Annotated in this window: 27 protein-coding genes; 15 read left to right on the forward strand and 12 right to left on the reverse strand. The window is 45.2% G+C overall.

Going from position 1 to position 22,938, the window contains the following annotated elements:
* Positions 1-67: 67 nt before the first annotated feature.
* From QT990_RS06490 to QT990_RS06510, 5 genes are all read right to left on the reverse strand, one after another.
* The gene (locus QT990_RS06490) at positions 68-328 is read right to left on the reverse strand and encodes a hypothetical protein (RefSeq protein ID WP_333139289.1); all 261 of its coding nucleotides are present in this window, start codon (positions 326-328) and stop codon (positions 68-70) included.
* A complete protein-coding gene (locus QT990_RS06495; RefSeq protein WP_333139379.1) occupies positions 312-407 on the reverse strand; it encodes a BrnT family toxin in 96 nt (31 codons plus the stop codon). Before QT990_RS06495 ends, QT990_RS06490 begins: the two co-directional genes overlap by 17 nt.
* 122 nt (positions 408-529) lie before the next feature.
* On the reverse strand, positions 530-721 hold the full coding sequence (locus tag QT990_RS06500) for a hypothetical protein (protein ID WP_333139291.1): 192 nt from the start codon (positions 719-721) through the stop codon (positions 530-532).
* A 669-nt stretch (positions 722-1,390) separates the two neighbouring features.
* Complete coding sequence (locus tag QT990_RS06505; protein WP_333308155.1) at positions 1,391-1,552, reverse strand: hypothetical protein; 162 nt, start codon at positions 1,550-1,552, stop codon at positions 1,391-1,393.
* 147 nt (positions 1,553-1,699) lie between these two features.
* On the reverse strand, positions 1,700-1,957 hold the full coding sequence (locus QT990_RS06510; RefSeq protein ID WP_333408920.1) for a ShlB/FhaC/HecB family hemolysin secretion/activation protein: 258 nt from the start codon (positions 1,955-1,957) through the stop codon (positions 1,700-1,702).
* A gap of 55 nt (positions 1,958-2,012) precedes the next feature.
* On the opposite strand from QT990_RS06510, the gene QT990_RS06515 reads away from it, so the two are divergent.
* Entirely contained in the window at positions 2,013-2,372 is a 360-nt protein-coding gene (locus QT990_RS06515) for a hypothetical protein (protein ID WP_333465049.1), read from the forward strand.
* Between the two features lie 865 nt (positions 2,373-3,237).
* Here QT990_RS06515 and QT990_RS06520 read toward each other — a convergent pair.
* A complete protein-coding gene (locus QT990_RS06520) occupies positions 3,238-4,023 on the reverse strand; it encodes a PspA/IM30 family protein (RefSeq protein WP_006635936.1) in 786 nt (261 codons plus the stop codon).
* A 70-nt stretch (positions 4,024-4,093) separates the two neighbouring features.
* On the opposite strand from QT990_RS06520, the gene QT990_RS06525 reads away from it, so the two are divergent.
* Positions 4,094-4,270 carry a hypothetical protein gene (locus QT990_RS06525; RefSeq protein WP_333139302.1) on the forward strand — a complete coding sequence of 59 codons (177 nt, stop codon included), beginning with the start codon at positions 4,094-4,096 and terminating at the stop codon, positions 4,268-4,270.
* 53 nt (positions 4,271-4,323) lie between these two features.
* Here the strand turns inward: QT990_RS06525 and QT990_RS06530 are convergent, their stop codons facing one another.
* Both QT990_RS06530 and QT990_RS06535 read right to left on the reverse strand, forming a co-directional pair.
* Positions 4,324-5,028: a PspA/IM30 family protein gene (locus QT990_RS06530; protein ID WP_333139304.1), complete on the reverse strand. Its 705-nt coding sequence runs from the start codon at positions 5,026-5,028 to the stop codon at positions 4,324-4,326.
* 268 nt (positions 5,029-5,296) lie between these two features.
* Entirely contained in the window at positions 5,297-6,553 is a 1,257-nt protein-coding gene (locus tag QT990_RS06535; protein ID WP_333139307.1) for a hypothetical protein, read from the reverse strand.
* A gap of 498 nt (positions 6,554-7,051) precedes the next feature.
* Here QT990_RS06535 and QT990_RS06540 point away from each other — a divergent pair, with 498 nt between their 5' ends.
* Entirely contained in the window at positions 7,052-7,354 is a 303-nt protein-coding gene (locus QT990_RS06540; RefSeq protein ID WP_333246404.1) for a hypothetical protein, read from the forward strand.
* A 230-nt stretch (positions 7,355-7,584) separates the two neighbouring features.
* On the opposite strand, the gene menB is transcribed toward QT990_RS06540, so the two are convergent.
* Together menB and QT990_RS06550 are read right to left on the reverse strand one after the other, a co-directional pair.
* Positions 7,585-8,418, reverse strand: coding sequence for a 1,4-dihydroxy-2-naphthoyl-CoA synthase (gene menB / locus QT990_RS06545; protein WP_333139313.1), 834 nt, complete (start codon positions 8,416-8,418; stop codon positions 7,585-7,587).
* Between the two features lie 309 nt (positions 8,419-8,727).
* Positions 8,728-9,324: a TerB family tellurite resistance protein gene (locus tag QT990_RS06550; RefSeq protein ID WP_333139315.1), complete on the reverse strand. Its 597-nt coding sequence runs from the start codon at positions 9,322-9,324 to the stop codon at positions 8,728-8,730.
* Between the two features lie 75 nt (positions 9,325-9,399).
* Between QT990_RS06550 and tadA the strand changes: the two genes are divergently transcribed.
* The 3 genes from tadA (at position 9,400) to QT990_RS06565 (ending at position 11,444) form a co-directional block, all read left to right on the forward strand.
* Positions 9,400-9,900, forward strand: coding sequence for a tRNA adenosine(34) deaminase TadA (gene tadA / locus QT990_RS06555; RefSeq protein ID WP_333139317.1), 501 nt, complete (start codon positions 9,400-9,402; stop codon positions 9,898-9,900).
* 283 nt (positions 9,901-10,183) lie between these two features.
* Positions 10,184-10,915 carry a lysophospholipid acyltransferase family protein gene (locus tag QT990_RS06560; RefSeq protein ID WP_333300399.1) on the forward strand — a complete coding sequence of 244 codons (732 nt, stop codon included), beginning with the start codon at positions 10,184-10,186 and terminating at the stop codon, positions 10,913-10,915.
* 148 nt (positions 10,916-11,063) lie between these two features.
* Complete coding sequence (locus QT990_RS06565; protein ID WP_333139321.1) at positions 11,064-11,444, forward strand: hypothetical protein; 381 nt, start codon at positions 11,064-11,066, stop codon at positions 11,442-11,444.
* A gap of 181 nt (positions 11,445-11,625) precedes the next feature.
* Here QT990_RS06565 and QT990_RS06570 read toward each other — a convergent pair whose 3' ends face one another.
* Together QT990_RS06570 and QT990_RS06575 are read right to left on the reverse strand one after the other, a co-directional pair.
* Positions 11,626-12,390: an ABC transporter ATP-binding protein gene (locus tag QT990_RS06570; RefSeq protein ID WP_333139323.1), complete on the reverse strand. Its 765-nt coding sequence runs from the start codon at positions 12,388-12,390 to the stop codon at positions 11,626-11,628.
* A 36-nt stretch (positions 12,391-12,426) separates the two neighbouring features.
* Positions 12,427-12,666: a hypothetical protein gene (locus QT990_RS06575; protein WP_333315438.1), complete on the reverse strand. Its 240-nt coding sequence runs from the start codon at positions 12,664-12,666 to the stop codon at positions 12,427-12,429.
* A 655-nt stretch (positions 12,667-13,321) separates the two neighbouring features.
* Between QT990_RS06575 and QT990_RS06580 the strand changes: the two genes are divergently transcribed.
* The 9 genes from QT990_RS06580 to QT990_RS06620 all read left to right on the forward strand — a co-directional run bounded on the left by QT990_RS06580 (position 13,322) and on the right by QT990_RS06620 (position 22,720).
* Complete coding sequence (locus tag QT990_RS06580) at positions 13,322-13,933, forward strand: DUF4231 domain-containing protein (protein ID WP_333465050.1); 612 nt, start codon at positions 13,322-13,324, stop codon at positions 13,931-13,933.
* A 401-nt stretch (positions 13,934-14,334) separates the two neighbouring features.
* Positions 14,335-15,678: a glutathione-disulfide reductase gene (gor, locus tag QT990_RS06585; protein ID WP_333139329.1), complete on the forward strand. Its 1,344-nt coding sequence runs from the start codon at positions 14,335-14,337 to the stop codon at positions 15,676-15,678.
* 160 nt (positions 15,679-15,838) lie between these two features.
* Entirely contained in the window at positions 15,839-16,375 is a 537-nt protein-coding gene (locus QT990_RS06590) for an opioid growth factor receptor-related protein (protein WP_333139331.1), read from the forward strand.
* A gap of 55 nt (positions 16,376-16,430) precedes the next feature.
* Positions 16,431-17,393: a MoxR family ATPase gene (locus QT990_RS06595; protein WP_333139333.1), complete on the forward strand. Its 963-nt coding sequence runs from the start codon at positions 16,431-16,433 to the stop codon at positions 17,391-17,393.
* A 3-nt stretch (positions 17,394-17,396) separates the two neighbouring features.
* On the forward strand, positions 17,397-18,749 hold the full coding sequence (locus tag QT990_RS06600) for a DUF58 domain-containing protein (protein ID WP_333139334.1): 1,353 nt from the start codon (positions 17,397-17,399) through the stop codon (positions 18,747-18,749).
* A 2-nt stretch (positions 18,750-18,751) separates the two neighbouring features.
* Positions 18,752-20,797, forward strand: coding sequence for a transglutaminase domain-containing protein (locus tag QT990_RS06605; RefSeq protein ID WP_333300397.1), 2,046 nt, complete (start codon positions 18,752-18,754; stop codon positions 20,795-20,797).
* Between the two features lie 384 nt (positions 20,798-21,181).
* On the forward strand, positions 21,182-21,772 hold the full coding sequence (locus QT990_RS06610; RefSeq protein WP_333139338.1) for a sigma-70 family RNA polymerase sigma factor: 591 nt from the start codon (positions 21,182-21,184) through the stop codon (positions 21,770-21,772).
* Complete coding sequence (locus QT990_RS06615) at positions 21,769-22,215, forward strand: hypothetical protein (protein WP_333139340.1); 447 nt, start codon at positions 21,769-21,771, stop codon at positions 22,213-22,215. The genes QT990_RS06610 and QT990_RS06615 overlap by 4 nt, the downstream gene beginning before the upstream one ends.
* A 19-nt stretch (positions 22,216-22,234) precedes the next feature.
* Positions 22,235-22,720, forward strand: coding sequence for a Spy/CpxP family protein refolding chaperone (locus QT990_RS06620; protein WP_333139342.1), 486 nt, complete (start codon positions 22,235-22,237; stop codon positions 22,718-22,720).
* Positions 22,721-22,938: the final 218 nt, after the last annotated feature.

The following is a 22,938-nucleotide window of genomic DNA, read 5'->3' on the forward strand; positions in this document are numbered from 1 at the left end:
GGCGATCGCTTTTTGGGCAAATAAATAAATAATATGGGCGATCGCACAATCTCCTGACATCGCCTTCTCAAAGTTGAGATCCTTCGTGGCTGCGCTGCACCGCAGGATTTGACTGTTGGCGCTGTGCAATTTTGATTAACATCCTCAATGCGTCATTCACTGCTGCATCATTAGGAAAAGCTTGGGCAATATCGGGGTCTAAAAGCACCAAGTTTGTCCCTGCACGATATTGCTCAACATACTTGCCTTTAACACCTCCTTTCATCTGAGCAAAGTCATACTCAGCAAGTAATTCGTCTTCCATTTCGTTCTCAATATCCTTCTTCATAAAACCTCTGCTCCTGGCGGGTAGCTTTTCTGGCACTGATGATTCTTACTTTTTCTCCTCGATCGGTGTATGCAACAATTAAAAGTTGTCCCTACCTGGATATACCAATAATAACGTACCGGCTTTCTCCGATGGAATGCTGAGGATCGGGAAAAGTTACAGATAGCGGGTCAATCGATTTTAGATTTTAGATTTTAGATTTTAGAGGCGACCCCACGGATAAATGCGGCGGGCTTGAGGATTTTCGATTTGGGATTGATTCCACGGATAAATCACGTGGCGGGTACCATCAAGAAATTCCTGGTCATTAAATATGGTTGTGGCTTCTTGAAAGGAAACACCATGCTTCTCAACATTTAGTGTCGCTTTGTCTGGATTCCATTCAAATTCCATAAAAAACTATCCATGCCTTTTTCCGCTTCTGCTTCACAACCGCTAAATTCTCGCTTTCCTTTTATTTTTAACACTCAATTGCTTAGTAAGCGATGTATAATAATGCAAAGCAAAAAGCAGATTAATTCCAAAAAACACCAAAGTTAAAACAAATGTAAAAAAAGACGTAAACGACAGCCTGGAAGTCATCGTAAACATCGCCAAAATGATTGAGCAAAGCCCAAAACCGGAAGCAAAAGAACTTAAAAGCAACAACCGCACCTTAGACATAGTTTAATTTAAAGATTATCAGTAAAATACACTCTTGGCATCTACAGATGAGTGCCAAATGATACTTATTACTATATAGCGGAATTGCTCAGTTCCGCCAAGGGCAAAACGACTCTTTTCCTAAAAATGTTTGAATTATACAGAAAAATACAGCGCGCGCTCTTGTAAACTCCTGTTATACCAATTTAATGTGAAGTTGCACATATCTCGCTCCCCCTAAATCCCCCTGGTTGTTGGGGAGTAGGGGTTGACTTTGAGAAGAATCTTGTCCCCCCCTCCGGCGGGGGGTTAGGGGGGATCAGATTCTACGGGGCCTCATAAAAAATTGGTATTACTCGACTTAATATCAATCACAGGAATTCCCCAGCCTTCGCGATTATTCCACCTCTCGCCGTACAGTCACCGCAAGCCCAATCCCGCTGACAGCAAAGTATTCGCTTCCAAAACCGCGCTTTCCCTGGGATTCCAAACATTGCCAAAATCCACAAACGCCGTCACCTGCAAAACTCCTTGGTTGTCGCGGGTGCGCTTGCATCGGATACCGCAACTCGGCTGAATCACAAATCCCGCTATCGGCCAGCAAAGCCTCCTGACCAGGAATTTCAAAGGTGGTACCCGCCACGTGATTTATCCGTGGAATCAATCCAAAATCGAAAATCTAAAATCAGAAGAGCCCCCGCATTTATCTCGCGCAAGTCAATCTAAAATCTAAAATCTAAAATCTAAAATCGATTGACGGTAGCCCCGCAATGTGTCTGAGCCCCCTATACCCAATGGTTCGATCGACAAAAGCTCTGCCCCAGCCAATTCCACATCCGATCGCACCCGCAGCAGCCTCTCAGGAACCAACAACCGCACGTACTGCAATTGACCCCGCCAAATCAAAAATCGACTGTCAGGGCTGCTGCTGCTCACCGTAGCGCCAAATGCTGCCACTCCCTGACAAAACTGCGATCGCGCCGCCAAGACATCTCTCTCCCCTCTGAGTAAAATCCTGAAACAGCCTCAGCACCGCAACCGGATGTCTACCCCGATTATCTGCTTCCGGCGACAGCGGAAAATCCTTTCCCAGCAAAGATGTATCGCTTTCTCGCCTGCTGGTACCAATACCGATGGCAATTTCTCTTCTCGGATTTTGCACGATCGGCTCGCGGTAAGTCAACTGCCAACTACTTCAAATCGAGCGACTTTTATCGTACCCGCAATCTTAGCAATTCTGCAGGCTGTGCCGGCGCGGGAACAGCAGGCGGCAAAAGCTGTTCGGCTGAAAGCAAGGGCGCTGGCGGCGCGGGTTACGGGAGGGGAGCCGGATTTGGCAGCCGCGGGTTGGGAATCGGAAATTCGTGTCTGTTTTCTCCTCGGTTCGGCAATGGAGGGATAGTTTCTGGGGCCTCACTTTGGGTTGATTGATCGAACTCCGGGATGCTATTTTCTTGCTCTGTAGTGTCTCTATCTAATTCTGAACCCGAGTATAAATCACGAAGCCGATCGCGATCGTCTGCTGTTTCTTGATCTAGTTTGAATTGAGACGGTAAATTCTCATGCAAAATTGGCGCTTGCACCCCTGAGTCGGTAGCAACCATCGACTCGCCAAGACTTAGAGCTGATAGCAGTGCGGGGCAAATAGCTGCCATTGAAAAACCAAGCGCTAATGCCTTGAAAAACTTGATTTTACAAAAGCCTCTAGAAGATTGCACGGGCATGACAGATTAGCCATATTTGATAGTTATTTACACTTACGAGCGGGCGAGACCGACGCAATTGCAAGGAATAAAACCACTCTATCACTTTTTAAACAATTAATTCCTTAACTCAATATGAAGATAGTTGACAGCAACTCTAGTTTGTGTACTTAACAATTACTGAAAAAAACTCCGACCGAAAGCATCCAGGATACCCGCCACGTGATTCATCTGTCCAGAAATAAAAAACCTGTATCCGATGAAACTTGCCCCCGGAATTTATCCGTGGGGCCAATGCTTCAATTCTTTAATCTAAAATCTCAAATCTAAAATCTCAAATCGATTGACCTCCCAAGCTAGCCATCTTGCAAGGAATAAAATTACTCTATCACTTTTTAAACACTTAATTCCTTAAATCAATATAAATATAGTTGACATAATTCCTACTTTGTGCATAGAAGAATTAGTCAAAAAAACTCCGACCTCCCAAGCTAGTCCTGTAGGTCGGCGGAGAATTTTATCAAACCTGCGATCTCAGAAATAGGTAAATTTTGATACAGATTACTACATTTTATTGAGCTGCGATCGCAATTCTTCCAACTCAGCATCAATCACCGGGCTCGACTCCGAGCTACTAGCTGCTGCCGTTTTACCCGCTGCAGGCAATTGACCTTGAGACACAGAACCCCCGGTCAGTTGAGCTTTCATCTGAGCCAACTCGTCGTCAACATCACCGCCGCTTTCGAGCAAGCGGAACTGTTCCTCTAAATTGCTGCCGCCGGCGGCCAATTCTGCCGAAGCCCCCGCGCGAGCTTCAATCTGCAAAACTTTTTCTTCCATGCGATCGAAAGCCGCCATTGAACTGCCAGTATTCAAGGTGCCAATGGTATTGTTGAGCTGTTCCTGAGCCTTAGCAGCGGATATCCTTGCTTTGAGCATATCCTTCTTAGTCTTAGCTTCGGAAATTTTGCTCTCCAAACCGATCAAGTTGCGCTTGAGACTTTCCACCTGAGCCGATTGCTGATCCAGACTGGCTTTCAGGGTAGCCGCCGTTTCAGCGTGAGACTTTTTGCGAACCAGCGCTTCCCTGGCCAAAGTCTCGTCTCCTTTTTGCAGGGCTAGCTGAGCGCGCTGCTGCCACTGGTTAGACTGAGATTCAGCTTGATTGTACTGAGTCTGGGTGCGCTTTTGAGTGGCGATCGCGCTGGCAACGGCCTGACGCAACTGCACCAAGTCTTCCTGCATATCCGTAACGGACTGTTCTAAAATCTTTTCCGGGTCTTCAGCTTTATTGACCAGATCGTTAAGATTGGCTTTGACGACTCGGCTAATGCGGTCAAATAATCCCATAATGCTATTTTTCCTGAATGAGGTGTACGAAGTAGGCGGCAAGCAGGCTTGATAGCCCTAGCCCGCAGTTGTGAAATTCACTCTGGTCAGATTTTTAGTGCGATTTAGTTTTTGGCAATTTTTGCAGACAGATAAATCCAGTTTAAAGCGATCGAGTAATGTGATGCAGGCAAGCTTATTCATGCACCTACCTATTGAGTTTAACTTCGATCCGGGAATTCCCCAACAGGCTTCGAGCCATCTCTAGCTAGGCTGTTGAGAAGTTTTTGCTCGTCCCGACTCTTGTTCTGTTGCCGGGGTTCAGGATGCGGGCGGCTCGCTCGACGGCAATTTGGGTGTATTGTTGCCCGGAAGCATTTGTGCTTTCATCGCCGCCAACTCGGTATCCACATCGTCGGCACCTTCGAGAGAGAGAAACTTCTTTTCTAAATCATTAGTTCCGAGTTCTGCGATTGCTTCGGAGCGAGCTTCTAGCTGCATGACTTTCTCTTCCATCCGTTCAAACGCGCTCAAAGCGCTGCCGGTACTGAGATTGCCCATCATTTCTTGCAGCCTTTCCGACGATGCAGCCGATCGAGCTCGGGCAATGTACATATCTTTTTTAGATTTTGCCTCGGAAATTTTACTTTCGAGCGCCCGCATATTTTCTTTAAGTTTACTCACAACAGCCGATTGCTGATCCAGACTGGCTTTCATCGCCGTTGCCGTTTCTTGATAAGATTTCTTGCGCGTCAGAGCTTCCCGCGCCAAATTTTCCTCGCCTTTTTGCAAAGCTAGCTGCGCCCGCTGATGCCATTCTGCTGCTGTAGACTCAGCTTGGGAGCACTGGCGTTCAGTGCGTTTTTGAGCTGCAATCGCTCCTGCCACAGCTTGTCTGAGCTGCACTAAATCTTCCTGCATATCCATTACAGCCTGTTCCAGAATTTTTTCTGGGTCTTCTGCTGCGCCGACCAAACTGTTAATATTGGCTCGAATCACTCGCCATAGGCGATCGAATAATCCCATTTTGCCAGTCTCCCAATTTTAAACTTTAGAATTAAGACAGAGAAATCACCATTAAAAATTAAAAATGAATACTTATCAATCGTCTTTTTAATTTTTAATTGTGAAATTTTAATTCCCTCTAAGTTAGGTCGTCATGATTATTTTTAGGATGGGTAGGGCGCGAGCATTACCCATCAAAACTGAGCAAATGTTGGGTGAAGCGAAACCGAGGGTTCGTGCCTGGGCCCAACCTACTCCCCGATCATTAGTTTAATTGTCTTTGCCTAATTTATGGTTGATAGTATTGTGGCTTCACCCCTTTTTCTTGGAGTTCTTTCACCAAACGTTCTGCTGAGGCAGCATCGTTCAAAGCCCCCATTTGGATCTTGACACCCTTTGAGAAGTTCCGCACGTAGGCATCGGGAACTGCGGTTCTGGCTTGCTGCAGCGATTTTTCGTCTGTGTAATCGGTGACAACGTAATAGAAACCGTCGGCAGCCCGTGCAGGCCTTCCCAGCGGGGGTGTGGCGGCTGGGGATGCTGTCGCCGGGGATGCGGCGGCTGGGGAGGTGGCGGCTGGGGATGCTGTCGCCGGGGATGTGGCTGCAGGCTGGGCTGGGGAGGGTGTTGGAGGCAGTGTCGGCAGTGTCGGCACAGGCTGGGCGGCGCTGGGGCTGGGAGTGGGAAGCAAAGCCGTGCTCAGATTGTTGAGTCCTTGTTCCCTGCCTCTGGCCGGGTTGCCGTCTTCTGTAGGAATCGGCACAGCCCCGCTGGGGCCCGGAGGCGCTGGCGGAGTTGGGGGGATTGATGCTTTGGGTGACGGGGAAGGAATCGGGCTGACTGTCGGCTTGACATTGCTGAGAGTGCTCAAATCTAGCTCGACAAATTCCTTGGATACCAGATTTGGTGCTTTCGGTAGTTCTTTGGTGCTGCTATCTGAGATGGCAGTAGAGGCGGGACTGTCGCTGGGAGAGGGTGAGGTGCGATCGAGCAAACGGTTCAGGCCGGCCATCTTAACTAGATTTGACGGGTACATGACTGCGTAGCCCAAAGCTGTGCATGACAGCAAAAACAGCAGCATCGAACTCAGTCCCAAGGGAGTTAACAAACTGGCGGCTAAACTGCGTTCTACTGTAGGCTCAGCTTTTGACTCGTCCAAACTTTCGATCAGTTTTTCGCTTGATTCGAGATACTTGTTGGGTGCGAAGGCACTGCTAGATAATTTTGTGCCACCCCTGGTAGTTGCTAGCGGGGCATCGCCCTGAGTGCCGGCAAGGGATAGCGGCAGCGATAGGGGCTGCTGGGTTTCCTCCGCAGTCTCTGGCGGCAAATTTTGGGCTAGCTGTTGCTCGGTTGTGGCTGTTTGCTTGCCGGTACGAACTGAGGGCGACACCCACTGTTCGGCGCGCCTCCTGTGCCTTCTGTATGTTGTCAGTTCTGCTTCTAGGTTTACATCTAGACTCCCCAGGACTGCTTGCAAAGCAGGGTTGATTGGGGTTGAAGAGGATTGATGATTTGGGGATTCAACCGAAGAACGCTTACTCATTAGCAAAACTCCTACCGCCTCTGAATTAATTTTAATATGTTGATTGTAGAGATAAACATGAAGGTTGAAAACTTGCCTATTTTATGATTAGCTACTTTTGGCGTCAATGCAACAGGGGCTCGCGCGTCGGCAGCTATTTTTCATTTTCAGTGGAAAACTCAATTGTTGCTGTTTCCCGGAGGCTGCTTACCGACACTCTCAGCCAATTTTTGTATTCTCTGCTACCGCTTATTTGTAACCTCTCATACTGGTTGGGCATTTGTACTTTTTCTTGATCCCTAACGGCTTTATAAACTTTTAACCTGGGTTTTTACCTATACAATGAGCAACGACCGAGCTAATTGTTTCTATATATAACGAGATTATAAATAAATTATAAAATTTAATTATGCTCCGGGGATCGCTACAACCCAGACAGCATAAAGGTTGGGAGGCTCTAAGGCAGACTAGCTCTGCAAGGGAGAATTAGAGATGAAAATGATTTCCCTAAGAACTTTTATGCAAACCTCCTTAACTTCACCTTTAACTTCAGCTTGTGGTCACTGCCGTCACTATACCCCTGAAGGCAGACGCGGGGGTGTTTGCGCTTTACTAGGCGGCCCGGTTCAAAGTCAGTGGAAAGCTTGTGCTTTAGCGGTTTCGCCTTTTAGGTCATCTTGGGAAAACATAGAAGAAATTGGACTGTGGCAAGAATCGACTCTGACGCTGCAGGATGCCACCGTCACTCTTTCCGATCGCCATGCCGGCCAGCTTACAGGCACAACCTTAACCGAAAAATCCGCTGCAGCATTCTCGGTCTAGTTAGTCTGCAGCAGGACAGCTCATACCATTTTCGATTGTCAATTTTCGATTGGGGAATCACTGATGACTATCATGGTTTGGATCTGGCAAAGCAGTTTCATTCTTTTTGGGAACTGGTATCCATACTGACACTTTTGGACGAGCGCGTGCATTTGGCTTTACTAACTCATAAAACTCAGCAGCATCTACTTTAATATGAGCGCATAAAAAAAACTGATTTCTCCATCCAGCTATGGCAGCCAAGGATATTGACTAAAATCAGGTTGCCGTTTTTCTAAAAAGGCTTGTTTGCCTTCGGCGCCTTCCTGCGTCATATAGTACAGCAAAGTGGCATTTCCCGCCAGTTCTTGCAAACCGGCTTGACCGTCGCAGTCGGCATTAAAAGCGGATTTCAAGCAGCGAATCGCGATCGGACTTTTTTCGAGGATTTCCGCAGCCCACTGAATCCCTTCTATTTCTAGTTGTTCGACGGGCACGACGCAGTTGACTAAACCCATTTCTAGGGCTTGCTGCGCGCTGTACTGGCGACACAAAAACCAAATTTCTCTGGCTTTCTTCTGGCCGACTACTCTGGCGAGATAGCTAGCTCCGAAACCACCGTCGAAACTGCCGACTTTGGGGCCGGTCTGTCCGAAAATAGCATTGTCAGCAGCGATCGTCAAATCGCAAATTAAGTGCAGAACGTGACCCCCTCCAATTGCGTAGCCTGCAACTAAAGCAATTACAACTTTGGGCATAGATCGAATCAACTTCTGCAAGTCGAGCACGTTCAAGCGGGGTATGCCACCTTCGTCTACATATCCCGCCGAACCCCGCACGCTTTGGTCGCCGCCGGCGCAAAAGGCGTATTTGCCGTCTGTATGAGGCCCGGCACCGGTGAAAAGGACAACGCCGATTTTTGTGTCTTCACGGGCATCAGTAAAGGCATCGCACAGTTCCTGCACGGTTTTGGGACGGAAAGCGTTCCGTTTGTGAGGTCGATTGATGGTAATTTTGGCGGTGCCACCACTTTTGTGATACAGAATGTCTTCGTAGGTTTTGGCGGTTTGCCATTCAATTTGCATAATCAATCAATTTGAGATTGGAGATTGAGCTGAGTCAATCAAGGCAGCGACAAGTCGCTTTTAGATTTTAGAGGGATTCGGTTCAATGGGATACAAGGGTCGATCGACTCTTGCCAAAAAAATAAAGCGGGACTTAGGCAGAAACCAGGTTTTTCACCAACATACGCCGTGCAGCGCTCTTGGTAGGGGTTAACCAACCCGGTTTTTGAGGGTAAGAGCGCCCAATTCCCATCTCAATTGGAAACAGCGTCAAATCCTCGAAATCCTCTCTCACTACTTTGTACTGCCCAAAAAATTATAGGGGCTGGATTATTGGCGGAGTAAAATACTCAGCAAGTGCTTTGCTGCTTTGCCAAATACCGGATCGCGGGACTCGAATTCGCTGGGATCGAGTAAAGCTTTAACTTCGGCAAAAGCTTCTGAGTCGAGGGTTCCTTCTTTAGTAAATAAAGTGTCTATGACTGCAATGTGTCTGGAGTCGAGGCCGAGCCGATTTGCGATCGACTGTAAGTACATTTGCTCCCGCATATCGATGTGTCCGTCGGCCGCTGACATTTCGTAGCCGGAACCGATGAGCAACAGTTTTTCAGATTCTGAGAACAAAGCTGTCAGGGTTAGCAATTCCGTGGGGTTGAAGTAAACCTGCTGTTTCGATACTCCTTTGACAAGGCGCTGAATTAGTTCGATCCGATCGCGGTCGCCGCTGGCAAAGGCTTTGAGAGTCTTTTGCAGCCGTTCTTCTTCTTCAACTGCGATCGTCCTGTCAATAATCATCACTCCGCGCAGGATGGAAATCAGAGCAGTCAGAAACACTACCAAAGGAGTGATATCTTGTTCGCGCAGCTTTTGCCGACTAATGCGGCACAACAGCTCAACAATTTCAGTGGTAATCGTAGTGGTGTCCATAATTAAAGACTCTCGATTAAGCTGTAATGTAACTTTCTATATCGATCTTAAGTTTTTCTGTAACTTAGGTATGACGTGAATTATAAAGCTGAGCCGTTGGCTATTAGTGAGACTACTTATTTTATTCACAAACGCTGGATGACTAGGGCTGTGGAACTGGCGCAAGCAGCCGGTGATGCTGGTGAAGTACCCGTGGGTGCTGCAATTGTTGACGGTACTGGCAAATTGATTGCCGAAGCGCAAAATCGGCGAGAGCGAGATTGCGATCCGACTGCTCACGCTGAAATCTTGGCTTTGCGGGCGGCCGGCAAAGTTTTGCAAGACTGGCATCTTAACCAATGCACACTCTACGTAACGCTGGAACCTTGCCCGATGTGCGCGGGTGCGATCGTCCAAGCTCGGATTGGTCTGCTGGTATACGGAGCAGATGATCCGAAAACTGGCACGATTCGGACTGCGGCTAATATTCCAGATAGCGCGCATTCGTGTCACCGATTAGAGGTGCTCGGCGGTATTATGGAGTCTGTTTGCCGCGAGCAGTTGCTTTCTTGGTTTGAAGCACGCCGGAAAAATTAACCGGTAAAATTTTTTACTCTCTTCGGGGCGATGTTTAATTGAAATTGATCCTTTAACTGAAATAATAGATCCGTAATTGCCCGATCAAGCTTTCCAGGCGGCCGACTGCTCTGCATTAGTGCTGTCCGGTTGGCTGAGGTTTTACCTGTGACAGATTATCTCTTGCGGGCGCGATCGCTCGATCTGCACAAGGCCAATAGCAAAACTGTCCTGAGCCAAAAACTAAAGATTTGTCCAACAACTTACTTTAGACTTTATATTTCGATAAGGCAGCTTAATTGCTATGCGCCACACCGCCACGATCGCCGTTGAGTCCAGTAAATCATCTCTAGTGAAGCCCATGCCTGCCAAGGTAGCATCTAATACCTCTCGCGTTTCTCCTTGGTTAACCTCCTTGCTCTATCCGCTAGGTCACTATGTTGTCCTACCGTTTCATTTTGGCAAGATTGAGATAACCGGACAGGAGCACTTGCCGAAAGACGGGCCTGTCATCTTAGCCCCTACGCACCGCTCCCGGTGGGATGCCCTGATGATGCCTTATTCAACGGGACAGATGGTGACTGGACGCGATTTGCGGTTTATGGTAACTGCTGATGAAGTGAAAGGACTGCAAGGTTGGTTCATCAGAAATTTGGGGGGGTTTGCTGTGGATCTCAAGCATCCGGCAATTGGCAGTCTCCGTTACGGCGTGGAACTACTCCTCGACAAAGAAATGTTGGTGATTTTTCCCGAAGGCGGTATTTTTCAGGATGGCGAAGTTCACCCGATTAAGCCTGGATTGGCGCGTTTGGCAATGCAAGCAGAGTTGAGCAAACCGGGTTTGGGGGTGAAAATTGTACCGATGAGTATCCGCTATCGCCCGCGCATTCCTCAATGGGGTTGTCAGGTAAAAATTGCGATCGGTGCTCCGATTTGCGTGGCGGATTATGCCAATGGTGGCGGTGGTAAAAAAGAAGCACGATTGTTGAGTGCCCAGCTCGAAATGGATCTTAAAAAGCTTGATGAAAGTTGTTAGTTGTCAGTTGTCAGTTGTCAGTTGTTCTCAAGTAAGTGAGGTAAGTCAGCTAGTAATCACCAATGACCAATCACGCATCTCATATTACTAAAAAGTGCTATAATATTTGTTACGACTGTTGAATACAGTGGTAATTTTTTGCTATGCAATGTCAGAATCTATGGGTTTTGCTTTGAACTTTAAGCCCGGTCAAATTGTCAGTTTAGAATGTGGAGATGCGTGCCTCCATTCCGAGGTGATCCAAGTGGTTGAGGCACGTCAAGTTTGTTGGGTGCGCCCTTTGATGTTAGTTGTATCGGCGTGGGGGAAAGATTTATCGGCAGAATACACTTTATCGGATTTGCGGGATGGTGCTGATTTGCTTTGGCCGCTGAGCTTGTTTCGGGAGGCTTTTGATACTGAGGTAATTTCACTGTTGACTGAGTTGCACTCTCTGGATGCTGAAAAAAAGGATGGTGCGATCGCATCTCGGCAACTTAGAGATTTTGTCGATCGAGTTTGGGAAGCTTTTCCCAGTGCTTTTCATTAAGCAGATATCTGGCGTTTTGTGTATTAGTCCGCCAGGGGTTGAAAACCCCTGTCTAATAGCTAAAGCCCTCTTGGATAGAAATAATACTTTCTTGATTCTTCAGTCCGCGTAGGCGGACTTTGTTTGTCTAGAAGCGATTTCAATCGCCGAATTTTCTGTTCGCTTTTGGCGGACTTTTATACTAAAATACCGCGTGTGAAAGCTCTTCCGGGTTGAGATTATTGTGAATAACTTGACCGTCCCGGAACCAGACAACGCGGCGAGTTTGGCGCGCTACTTCCGGTTCGTGCGTTACCATAACAACAGTCATGCCGCTTTCGTTGAATTCTGTAAAAATATCCATTACTTCTTGAGTAGTTTTTGTATCCAATGCACCTGTAGGTTCATCAGCCAGCAACAACACGGGACGGTTGACAATAGCCCTGGCGATGGCTACGCGCTGCTGCTGTCCTCCTGATAGTTGATTCGGTCTGTTTTGCAGGCGACTTTCCAGGCCTACTTTCGTTAAAGCATCTACTCCGCGTTCGCGTCTTTCTGCTGCGGGAATGCCGGCATATACCATCGGTAACATGACATTTTCTAAGGCTGTCAATTGAGGCAACAGGTGAAATTGTTGGAAGACAAAACCTAATTTTAAATTGCGAATTCCGGCTAATTCTGATTCGGGCATTTGGGCGACATCTACGCCGTCTAAGTAGTAACTGCCGCTCGTAGGTCGATCGAGACAGCCGATAATATTCATAGCTGTAGATTTGCCGGAACCCGATGCGCCCATAATCGAGCAATATTCTCCTTGTCTTACGGTCAAGCTGACGCCGTTTAAGGCGCGAACTTCCAGGTCGCCAATCCCGTAAACTTTTGTTACCTCTTCCAGACCGACAACAACGGGCTTTGAGAGGACTTGCGGGTCGAGGTCTTGGTATGTATCGGTTTGTAGTTCAGGCATTTTTTTTCTGTGCGATCGACACAACTAACTACTAAGCTAACACTTCCCATCGGTTTTGGCGATCGGGGTGACGGCTGTTTCGATGCTAATGAACAGAAAATCTATATTCAAATCAAAGTGAATACTTTGACACCAACTGGGAGGTAAAGTCGGAGTGGAAACAAAAATCGGCGTTGCTGAATGGGGTATAAAATTTGTAGGGGAAATCCCCCCGTGATTGCCCCACCGCTGACGGTGTAAGGACTTAGAATTATCCCTACAGGCAAAATCATACATAAATTCAGCAGAGCCAAAAAATCTATACTATTTATGCAGTGACCGAAAGCATCCAGGATACAAGTCCCCGGATTCATGCGTCCAGAAATAAAAAACCTGTATCCGATAAAGGAACCCCCGAATTTATCCGTGGGGTCAATGCTAAAATCTAAAATCTAAAATCTAAAATCTAAAATCGATTGACTCTCTCTGTAGGGTGCTTATGGCAACTACTGTCAAAATACGCTCGCCCTGCTTTACCTCATCCTACCCGTTGGCGATGACCAATAAACCCAGTTTATTGGTCATCTACTGTTATACAAGGAATATTTAAAGATCGCCATCAACAACTTTTCAAGGGTTTCAGGGCCTTCTTCACCAAGTTGACAGGGCTTGGGTGAAATAGACACCCAAATAGGCTAAACTTGTGTCCGATCGCCAAACAGAGTACAAACCAATGACTACTTCTGCGGATACAAACCAGACCGAGATTTCCAATACAGTCTCATCGAGTCCACAAATGTTATCTTTCCTGAAAATTGTTGAGTATTTATCCATAGCCGCTTTTGTGGGTGCGTGCCTCCTTACCAGAGTTTTTCCAGACAATCAACTTATCGTTATTTTGGGATCGGTTTTTCTCTCTAGTTTTATTTTTCTCTTCCTGACCAATAGGCAATTGGCTCACAACTCTAGGAATAATGCTAATCAGTTAGAAATCCGAAGAAAAGCGGAACTATATAATTACCTCTTAAATCCGAATAATGTTTCGGATAACAATTCGATTACCCCGGTGAGAGAAAAGGCTTTACGATATTGCCAGGAGTTGATTGACGACTATAAAAACACCAGAGAGACTTCGAGAAATATTTACTATACTTTCCAGTTGGCAACCGTGATTTTCTCGGGAGTCACACCAATTTTAGTATTGGTAGACAAATTGGAACCAGGTCAATCTTTGCTCAAATGGCTGCCCGTAATTTGTCCCGCTGTCGCCTCGATAGTCGCCAGTATAGTTACCTCCTTTCCTTTTCAGGAGAATTGGATTTCTGCTAACACGGCTGTGGAATTGTTAGAAGCGGAACAGGAGAAATTTGTATTAGGAGTGACTCCAGCTTATCGTTGCTATGATGTAGCCGACGCAGCCCAACATCAACAAATGACAAAAATGGCAATAGAAAACTTTATCAATCAGGTGAATGAGATTCATCTCAAGCAAATCCAAAAACCAGATGATACAGCGTCAAAGGATCAGAATACAGAGCCAGCTCAATCTACCGAGTCAAAGTAGGGGCAGAGTTAACGAATCTGACAATACCAGTAAGCAGGTAGGGTTGAGTGAGGGGGAGCATCTCACTTTTTCAGCCAAGCTAGAAATTGGAGTTTTGAGGCAGGAGGCAGGAGGCAGAAGGCAGTAGGAAAGAGGAAGAAGGAGGGAGCTAGAAGAAGTTTTTTTACAAATATGAGATGCTCCCGAGTGAGGCCACCTGCTCTTATACGGCTAAACTTTTCATCACAGATGGCATTTTGGGGCTATCCTATAACCAAATATCGGCTAGTCCCCCGTTTTTTTACCCCTCAATTAGCTATGTATGTAGCGATCAGAAGTTCTTAAAGGCAAAATTTTTGAGCTATCATTAAGAAAATTTAAGCGTAAACTTGGTAAGTTGGAGATTTTAGGTAAATACAATTATGACATACGATTACGATTTGTTTGTGATAGGTGCGGGTTCCGGCGGATTGGCGAGTTCCAAGCGAGCAGCATCCTACGGCGCAAAAGTGGCGATCGCCGAAAATGACTTAGTAGGCGGAACCTGCGTAATTCGCGGCTGTGTCCCCAAAAAACTCATGGTGTACGCCTCAACATTTTCGCACCTTTACGAAGATGCGGTGGGCTACGGTTGGAGTCCAGTTGAAAGCAGCTTTGATTGGGAAAAACTCGTCACCACGGTAGACACAGAAGTGCGGCGGCTGAGCAAACTGCACATCAGCTTTCTTGAAAAAGCCGGAGTCGAATTAATCTCAGGATACGCCAAATTTATTGACCCCCATACCGTCGAAGTTGGTGACAAAAAATTTACCGCAGCTAAAATCTTAATTGCAGTGGGCGGAGAAGCGCAAAGAGTCCCAATTGTCGGCATCGAACACGCGATTACGTCTCGCGAAATCTTCCTACTAAAAGAGCAGCCAAAACGGTTGGCAATTTGGGGTGGCGGCTACATCGGTGTCGAATTTGCTTGCATTATGAACGGGTTGGGAAGCCAAGTAACTCAAATCATCCGGCGCGATCAAATACTGCACTACTTCGACGAAGAAATTCGCGCTAACGTGCAAGAAGGAATGAGTAAGCACGGAATAAACATTTTGACAGAAAGCTCGATCAACCACATTGAGAAAACCCCAGAAGGTTTAAAATTAACTCTGTCGGGAAAATCCGAAGGAACGCTAATAGTAGACGCGCTTTTGTCCGCTACCGGGCGCTTACCAAATTTAGAAAAATTGGGTTTAGAAAATGCGGGGGTAGAAACCGATAAAGGTGCGATCGCCGTTACCAAAGACAGCCGCACCAGTCAGCAGCACATTTTTGCAGTCGGAGATTGCACCAACCGCATCAATTTAACGCCAATTGCGATCGCCGAAGGACGCGCTTTTGCAGATACTGAATTTGGCAACAATCCGAGAGCAATCACTCACGAAAATGTCCCGTCAGCGGTATTTTCCCAGCCGGAAGCAGCTACAGTTGGCTTAACAGAAGAGGAGGCTAAAGCCAAGTTTCCCGAATCAATTAAGTGCTATACAGCCAAGTTTAGACCGATGTTTCATTCTTTGACAGGTGCAGATGAGAAGACTTTTGTCAAGTTAGTTGTTGAGACTAATACGGACAGAGTTTTGGGCGTGCACATGGTTGGGAAAGACGCGGGGGAGATTATTCAAGGAATGGCGATCGCTGTTAATATGGGAGCTACGAAGAAAGACTTCGACGCGACTATTGGCATTCACCCATCGACTGGTGAAGAGTTTGTGACTCTGCGGTAAAGCGGGCGAAGCAGCCAGGGGTTTAAACCCCTGCCTAACAGCCTAAAGTCAGTTAAAATTCAGATATTGCACCATTTTCCAGAACAGGCAGGATGCCTGTTCCACAGAAAAATTAAATTTTATTGTGGGGTGGGCATCCTGCCCGCCCGTAAAGGGATTAATGAGTAATTCAACCAAACAAAACAAAATTTTAGCATTCTATCTCGGCCAGCAGCCTGATTCACAAGGTCGGGCGATCGAGGATATTTGGTCGTGGGATTACCAGAAGCTGGAATCCGTGCACAATTACATTCAATGGCTGTTTCCGCTGAGAGAAAAGAGCCGCTTTAATTCCAGTGCTCCTACTTTAAATGATGAGGTTATTCAAGCTTTTAGAACAAGTGAAGAGTTAAGAAGTCGCTTAGTCAAATCTCTAAAAGTCATGCTGGGGTTTTACGGGTTGGAATGCCGCGAAGGGGAAAACGCAGAAATTGTAATTGCCAAGTCCCCAGAATATTTGTCAAGGAAAAGAGAGTGGATTGAACAATTTAATCACAACTACCTGCGGCTGACTAGGATTCTCACAAGTTTGACAGAGTTGGGATTGAAAAATTACGCTTTAGCTCTTTTCAGGTGTTTGGATGAGATATATAATGAAAATCAAAAAAGTATTGGTTTAAAAACTTATACATATTGGAAAAATGCTGTAAATAGTTAAATCTAGCGAAGCCAATCAGCGGGACAGTAACCGGACGCTACGAACACAATAAATAATGGATAAAGCAATTACAGAAAATCACGCTCAGTCGGGCAGAGAAATTTATCAAAGGATTTCCAACAACATTCAAAAAGTGGTGAAAGGGCAATCAGCAGCAATCAGGAAATTGCTGTCAGCCTTTGTGAGTGGCGGGCACGTCCTCCTAGAAGATTATCCCGGTACAGGTAAAACTACCCTAGCTAAAGCCCTAGCCTTATCTGTCGATGTCAGCTTTAAACGCATTCAATTTACACCTGACCTTTTGCCATCCGATATCTTGGGCATATCCATGCTCGACCCCAATCAACGCACGTTTCATTTCCACGAAGGGCCTATTTTTGCTAATATTGTCTTGGCTGACGAAATCAATCGGTCATCACCGCGAACCCAATCCGCCCTCCTAGAAGCAATGGCCGAATTTCAAGTCAGCATTGACGGAAATTTACACAAACTTAAAGACCCATTTTTTGTCATTGCTACTCAAAATCCAGTAGAATCTCGTGGCACTTATCCACTTCCTGAAGCCCAAATGGATCGCTTTGCCGTTCAATTTAGTCTAGGCTACATCTCGCCAGAAGACGAAGTTAACCTGCTCGGAGACCAAATCCATCAACATCCTATTGATACACTTCAAACCTGCGTTAATTTAGAGGATTTAATTAGCTTAAAACAGCAGGTAAAGCAAGTTAGGATTAGTGAAGAATTGAAACGTTACCTCGTAGATATCGTGAATGCAACTCGCTCAGCCGAAGGCGTACAACTAGGGGCGAGTCCCAGAGCTTCCATAGCTTTAATGAAAGTTGCTCAAGCATTAGCTTTGTTCGATGGCTATGAGTTTGTTACGCCAGAACATATTCAAGAACAGGCGGTATCAGTCATCGCTCATCGCCTAGTAATGGAACCTCAAGCGCGTTTTTCTGGTAGAATGGCCCCAGGTGTAGTTGAAGAAATTATCAAATCTATTCCTGTACCCGCCTAAAAAATGAAACGTTTTTTCTACGCTATTTTTCGCTTCTGTGCGCGTGTAAATCGCTCGCGAAAGAAGCGATTGACCAACAATGGGTTAGCAGTGCTTAGCTGCACGCTTTTAGCGGGAATTTTAGGATTAGATACTAATCAGACTGTGACTTATCAAATCTTTACTTTCCTGTTGTCAATTATAGGAATAGCCATAATTTTTAGTAAATTTTTTCGCTTCCGCTTCAATGCAGTACGGTTTTTGCCAAAGTTTGCAACTGTTGGAGTCACTTTAAAATACCGTATACTCATTCATAACAAAACTAGCCACAGTCAAAATAACCTGAAATTGTGGGAAAATTTTGCCGACACCTTCCCAAGTTTTCAAGAATTTATAGAAACACCTGAACCGGGTGAAGAACAGCGCACTTCATTGGATAAATACTTCGGCTATTATCGTTGGCTGTGGCTGATTTATAGAAAACAATGCGCCACAGCTAAAGTCATAGAATTGCCTCCTCTTCCACCCAATAGCAAAACAGAAGTGGTAGGTGAAATCACGCCGTCCTGCAGAGGTGTTATCCGCCTCAGTGGTCTAACAGTTACTAGGTCAGATCCTTTTGGGATTTGGAATGCTTGTAAAACAAATTCCTTGCCCCAATCTATGTTAATTTTACCCAAACTATATCATTTACCACCAATTCAGCTTCCTGGCTCAAGAAGATATCAATCAGGTGGCGTAACATTAGCTTCATCCGTAGGAGATTCCGAGGAATTTAGGTCTCTGCGGGATTATCGACCGGGAGATCCGCTACGAAAAATTCACTGGAAAAGTTGGGCAAAAGCAGGTAAGCCAATGGTTAAAGAAGAACAGGATGAATTTTTTGTGAGGCACGCCCTAATTTTGGATACATTTCAAAGTGTAAAGTACAGTGAAATTTTAGAAGAGGCAATTTCAATCGCTGCTTCATTATCCTATGAAGTTCAGACTCAAGAATCCTTATTGGATTTGATGTTTGTAGTTCAAGAAGCTTATTGTTTTACCTTTGGTAGAGGGCTAAACTCTACTGATAAAATGCTAGAAATTCTCGCCTCCGTCGGTGCCTGTCAGGATAAAGTTTTTGACTCCCTCACCTCAGTTTTAATGAAGAAAATCTCTCTGCTAAGCGGTTGTATTTGTATATTTTTGTGTTGGGACGAACCTAGAAAAAGATTAATAAATTATTTAAGAAGTCGCGGTATCCATACCTTAGTTTTAATTTTAACAGAGCGAGACGCTAAATTAGATAGCTTAAATTTAGAGTTGATTAAAGATGACTTAACAAGCTGCCATATTTTAAAGCTAGGTCAAATACAAGAGGAGTTAATGAAATTATGAAAATGCCAGTGTTTCTTTTGGGTGTTAGTGTAATTTTTTGGGGCTGGCAGACGGGACTATGGTTTTTTGCTTTGCCAATTGCTCTGATTTTAGAGGCAGCTAGCTGGTTGCCTTATCGGTGGGATTTTTCAGCTAGTGATTTTAGGCGCATTGCTAATTTCTGCCTGATTTTTTTGTGCTGTTTGCTGGTTTATCTCCTGGTCGCCAACCGCTCTATTTACTTGATATATAATTTGTTGCAGTGGCTTCCTGGTGTATTGTTTCCACTGGTAGCTGCTCAGGTATATTCTCTCAAGGAAAGTCTGGATATACGCCTAATGTTTTTGTGGCTAAACAAAGCCACAAAAAAAGCACCACTTAACCCCTTGATGGTGAATCTAAATTATCCATATTTTATCTGTTGTCTGCTATCCGCTAGTGCGACGAATAGTAGAGAGATATCTTTTTATGCTGGGATATTTGCATTAACAGCTATTGCTTTGTGGTCGGTGAGAACGAAAAGATTTTCATCTATTCTCTGGCTTGGTCTGATGTTAATTGCTGGCAGTATAGGATTTATAGGACAGATGGGTCTGCACCAACTTCACCTAGCAGTAGAACAGCAAGCAATCTCATGGCTTAGTAATGGGAATTCTCAAGAAACAGATTTTTTGAAAAAACAAACGAACATCGGATCAGTGGGATTATTAAAACAGTCAAATGAAATTATTTTTAGAGTTGCTCCTGAAGCTAAACAGACTCCTCCCCGACTGCTAAGAGAAGCCACTTATAATCGCTACAACTCTTCACTGTGGCTCGCCTTAAATCCTAACTTTGTTCCCGTACAACCAAAGACTAATGGCACAACTTGGGATTTAGGCGACCAACTACCGAATCCATCAACGATTACTATTTCGGCTACACTCCAAGGCAACCAAGGTTTATTAAAGCTGCCAGATGGAACTTTTAAAATTGACGCCTTGCCTGTCAGTCAGATGGAAAAGAATAAATATGGCACAATTAAAGTGGTAGGAAAAGTTGATAGGCTGGCTTATCGAAGCTACTTTAATAATAATTTTTCTGTAGATAGCCCGCCTACAGCAGACGACCTGCAAATACCAAAATCAGAAATGGCTGCACTGAATAAAGTCCTCAGCCAAATGGATATTCAAGGCCAGTCTCCACCACAAATTTTAGATAAAATAGAGTGGTTTTTCCTAAAAAATTTCGTTTATTCACTGAAGCTTAGGGGCCAAGATAATGATGCTACGCCTCTATCAACATTTTTACTGAACACTCGCTCTGGACATTGTGAATATTTTGCTACTGCTGCGACACTTCTCCTGAGAAAACTCGGTATTCCAGCCCGTTATGCTGTTGGATATTCTGTTCACGAATTTAGTTCTTTGGAGAACCAGTATATTGTAAGAAGTCGCCATGCTCATGCTTGGACTTTGGCTTATATCGCGGGAAAATGGCAAGCTTTTGATGCTACGCCTTCTGATTGGCAAAGCATGGAGGATGCTGCTGCTCCCCCAGGGGCATTTATCTCTGATTTATGGTCGCTATTGAGTTACGAAATTTTGCTGGGGTTGCGATATTTATCAGGTAGCAATGGATTGAAGTATGGGGGAGTCATCCTGCTGATCTTAATATTTTTCTGGAGGTGTAATCCTAATTTTAAGAAAAATGTACGCCTTTTATCTAAGAAACAAAGCTGGCTAAAAGCTATTTATAACAAAGATTCGTTGAGTCCGAAATCGGAATTTTATTTAATCGAACAGGCTTTAAATGAGTCTGGATTGATTCGCCATCCTTCCGAGTCTTTTAAAAATTGGATCGAGAGGTTAAAAAAAGAAAAACCGGAGTTATATTGTCTCGAAGAGTTAGCATTGTTGATTGAGATTCATTATTGCGATCGCTTCGATCCAAAAGGAATTCAAGACGCACAAAAAGCTGAATTTAAATTGGCAATTCAATCCTGGATAGAGCAATATCACCGGCAGGCGATCGCCTCAAACTCTCAGGTCAATAAAAGCGCTAAGCCTACTATAGCTTTTCTCAGGTAGATAATGTACAGATTTAGATTTTAAATTGGGGTATTGAGGACTTTTTAATTGATTCGTAAATTCCCCAACTATTCAGTTATTCAATCTAAACTTGTACCTCCCTTAATTGATAACCGCTATACATAGCTTTTCTAAATCACTTGTAAAAGTAACGCTTCTGGGGCGAGTCAGAGCGTCCATTTTCTCAACCAAGGCTGGGACTCTGGATCTGGGTTCCCAGGTTTACACCTCGGAACCCGTTAATTACAGGAAAAATCAGGACACGGCAGTGCCGTTTCCCTACCTGCCGCCTCGTCGAAAAAAAATTTTAAATCCTTTGAACCTTTTTTGCGATCGCCCTGTCTAAACACTTCAGATAACGAACTGGTGGGGGAGACTTCACAGGTGTTAGCTGTGTCAGCCAATGTTTTAACCGATGACTGTTCCGACTCGGACTTAGTTGCTCAATGTTTAAAGGGCGATCGCACTTGCTTTCGCTACCTTTACCAACGGTACCAACACAAAGTCAGGTCAACCCTTTACCAACTCTGCGGCCCCTCACTTCTTGACGATTTAGCACAAGAAGTATTCCTGCGAGTCTGGAAAGGATTGCCCAAACTCAAGCACCAGGAAAACTTTTCTACTTGGCTTTATCGAATCACGTGGAATGTGGCTTCCGACCAAAGACAAGCATTTGCTAAACAGCATTCTTTTGACTCCCAACTCAAAAATCAAGAAACAATGGATCGGGTTATTTTCAAAGATAACACATCGGACTTGATGCAGTTGCACTATCAAGATTTAGTGCAACGGGGACTGGAGCAATTGAGCTTTGAACACCGCAGCGTTTTGGTGCTGCACGACTTAGAAGACATCCCGCAAAAAGAAGTAGCCCAAATTTTGGGACTGCCTGCGGGAACCGTCAAATCTCGCGTGTTTTATGCCCGAAATTCTCTGCGGCAATTTTTGCAAAAAGAAGGTGTCAGCGAGCTATGAATAACCCAAGCAGCGACCAAGAGTTAGTTAATTTCTTGAAGCAACATCGCCCAAATATTCCTGAATCTGCACCAGATTTAGAGCTAAAAATTTTAGCAGCAATAGAAAGTAATCAGGCGAGTGTTTTCCATGAAACCCACCGCAAAAAAACGCGAGTAACTACGTCACCTAAGTCTAATGACAGGTTAAAAGTATCATCTGTTTCTAAGTGGGCTGTGTCGTCTGCGATTGCTGCTGGTTTGCTAGTTCTTTGGTCTGGCTACCGTCCGTTTGAGACTGCACAATTGCCAGATGAGGAAACAGCTAAGTTAGAAGCATTTTTAGTCACTAACTGGGAGGGTGTCCTCCATGATTCTCCCCAAGAAAATATGACCGATCGCTCACAAACAGACTGGTTGACTTTCAGCCCTGGTGCTGACAGTGAACCGCCCACAAATAAGTAATATCAAAGAGGTAATTTTCATGTCAATTCGTCGTATTTCTGCCCTAGCCGTTTTAATGCTGACTCTCGGCAGCACAGCCGCAGCAATAGCAGTTCCCAATCCCCTAGAACCAGAAACAATTGCACAAAACCAGCGTCCCAATCGACCCGCTGGCAGGGAAGGTGGGATGTTCGAGAAACTTAATTTAAGCGCAGACCAAAAGCAGCAAATGCAGGCAGTGCGCGATCGCTACAAAGACCAAGTTTCCCAGCGAATGCAAGCAGTCCGCCAAGCCAGACAAGAATTGGAAACGATGATGTCCGGCAAGGAAAATGCCAGCCAAATACGCGACAAACACCGTCAAATAATGGGATTGAGGCAGCAGTTGGAAGAGGTGCAATTTGAAATTACACTCGCAATGCGAGAAGTGCTCACTGCCGAACAACGTAGCCAATTAGCTCAACTGATGCAGCAGCGCCGACAAAATGCTAAAAACCGGATGCAAAACGGTCAAAAACCGCAGTAATTGACGAGTAGTTTAGAGTGAATTGCAGGGTGCGTAATTCGCACTCTGCGATTCATTGTAAGCAGGTATAAATCAATAAATACAGGCATCGATAAACGCTGGTTTTCTGTAATCTACGCGATGGCTTTCTCTCTTCGGATAATTTGTCTAAAAAGTAAGCGATTTCAAGTCTATGCGATGGATTTCTCTCTTGGGATAATCAGTAAATATGTTCATCT

The organism is Microcoleus sp. T3_B1 (assembly GCF_036700445.1).
Classification (GTDB): Bacteria; Cyanobacteriota; Cyanobacteriia; order Cyanobacteriales; family Microcoleaceae; genus Microcoleus.

Excerpts from the sequence above, each read along its gene's own strand:
- QT990_RS06540 (WP_333246404.1), top strand. The coding sequence starts at position 7,052 with ATGCAAACCTCCTTAACTTCACCTTTAACTTCAGCTTGTGGTCACTGC.
- QT990_RS06605 (WP_333300397.1), top strand. The coding sequence starts at position 18,752 with ATGCCAGTGTTTCTTTTGGGTGTTAGTGTAATTTTTTGGGGCTGGCAG.
- QT990_RS06600 (WP_333139334.1), top strand. The coding sequence starts at position 17,397 with ATGAAACGTTTTTTCTACGCTATTTTTCGCTTCTGTGCGCGTGTAAAT.
- QT990_RS06500 (WP_333139291.1), bottom strand. The coding sequence starts at position 721 with ATGGAATTTGAATGGAATCCAGACAAAGCGACACTAAATGTTGAGAAG.
- QT990_RS06515 (WP_333465049.1), top strand. The coding sequence starts at position 2,013 with ATGTCTACCCCGATTATCTGCTTCCGGCGACAGCGGAAAATCCTTTCC.
- QT990_RS06620 (WP_333139342.1), top strand. The coding sequence starts at position 22,235 with ATGTCAATTCGTCGTATTTCTGCCCTAGCCGTTTTAATGCTGACTCTC.
- QT990_RS06490 (WP_333139289.1), bottom strand. The coding sequence starts at position 328 with ATGAAGAAGGATATTGAGAACGAAATGGAAGACGAATTACTTGCTGAG.
- QT990_RS06535 (WP_333139307.1), bottom strand. The coding sequence starts at position 6,553 with ATGAGTAAGCGTTCTTCGGTTGAATCCCCAAATCATCAATCCTCTTCA.
- QT990_RS06550 (WP_333139315.1), bottom strand. The coding sequence starts at position 9,324 with ATGGACACCACTACGATTACCACTGAAATTGTTGAGCTGTTGTGCCGC.
- QT990_RS06590 (WP_333139331.1), top strand. The coding sequence starts at position 15,839 with ATGAGTAATTCAACCAAACAAAACAAAATTTTAGCATTCTATCTCGGC.
- QT990_RS06595 (WP_333139333.1), top strand. The coding sequence starts at position 16,431 with ATGGATAAAGCAATTACAGAAAATCACGCTCAGTCGGGCAGAGAAATT.
- QT990_RS06560 (WP_333300399.1), top strand. The coding sequence starts at position 10,184 with ATGCGCCACACCGCCACGATCGCCGTTGAGTCCAGTAAATCATCTCTA.
- QT990_RS06520 (WP_006635936.1), bottom strand. The coding sequence starts at position 4,023 with ATGGGATTATTTGACCGCATTAGCCGAGTCGTCAAAGCCAATCTTAAC.
- QT990_RS06565 (WP_333139321.1), top strand. The coding sequence starts at position 11,064 with ATGTCAGAATCTATGGGTTTTGCTTTGAACTTTAAGCCCGGTCAAATT.
- QT990_RS06575 (WP_333315438.1), bottom strand. The coding sequence starts at position 12,666 with ATGTATGATTTTGCCTGTAGGGATAATTCTAAGTCCTTACACCGTCAG.
- gor (WP_333139329.1), top strand. The coding sequence starts at position 14,335 with ATGACATACGATTACGATTTGTTTGTGATAGGTGCGGGTTCCGGCGGA.
- menB (WP_333139313.1), bottom strand. The coding sequence starts at position 8,418 with ATGCAAATTGAATGGCAAACCGCCAAAACCTACGAAGACATTCTGTAT.
- QT990_RS06530 (WP_333139304.1), bottom strand. The coding sequence starts at position 5,028 with ATGGGATTATTCGATCGCCTATGGCGAGTGATTCGAGCCAATATTAAC.
- QT990_RS06570 (WP_333139323.1), bottom strand. The coding sequence starts at position 12,390 with ATGCCTGAACTACAAACCGATACATACCAAGACCTCGACCCGCAAGTC.
- QT990_RS06615 (WP_333139340.1), top strand. The coding sequence starts at position 21,769 with ATGAATAACCCAAGCAGCGACCAAGAGTTAGTTAATTTCTTGAAGCAA.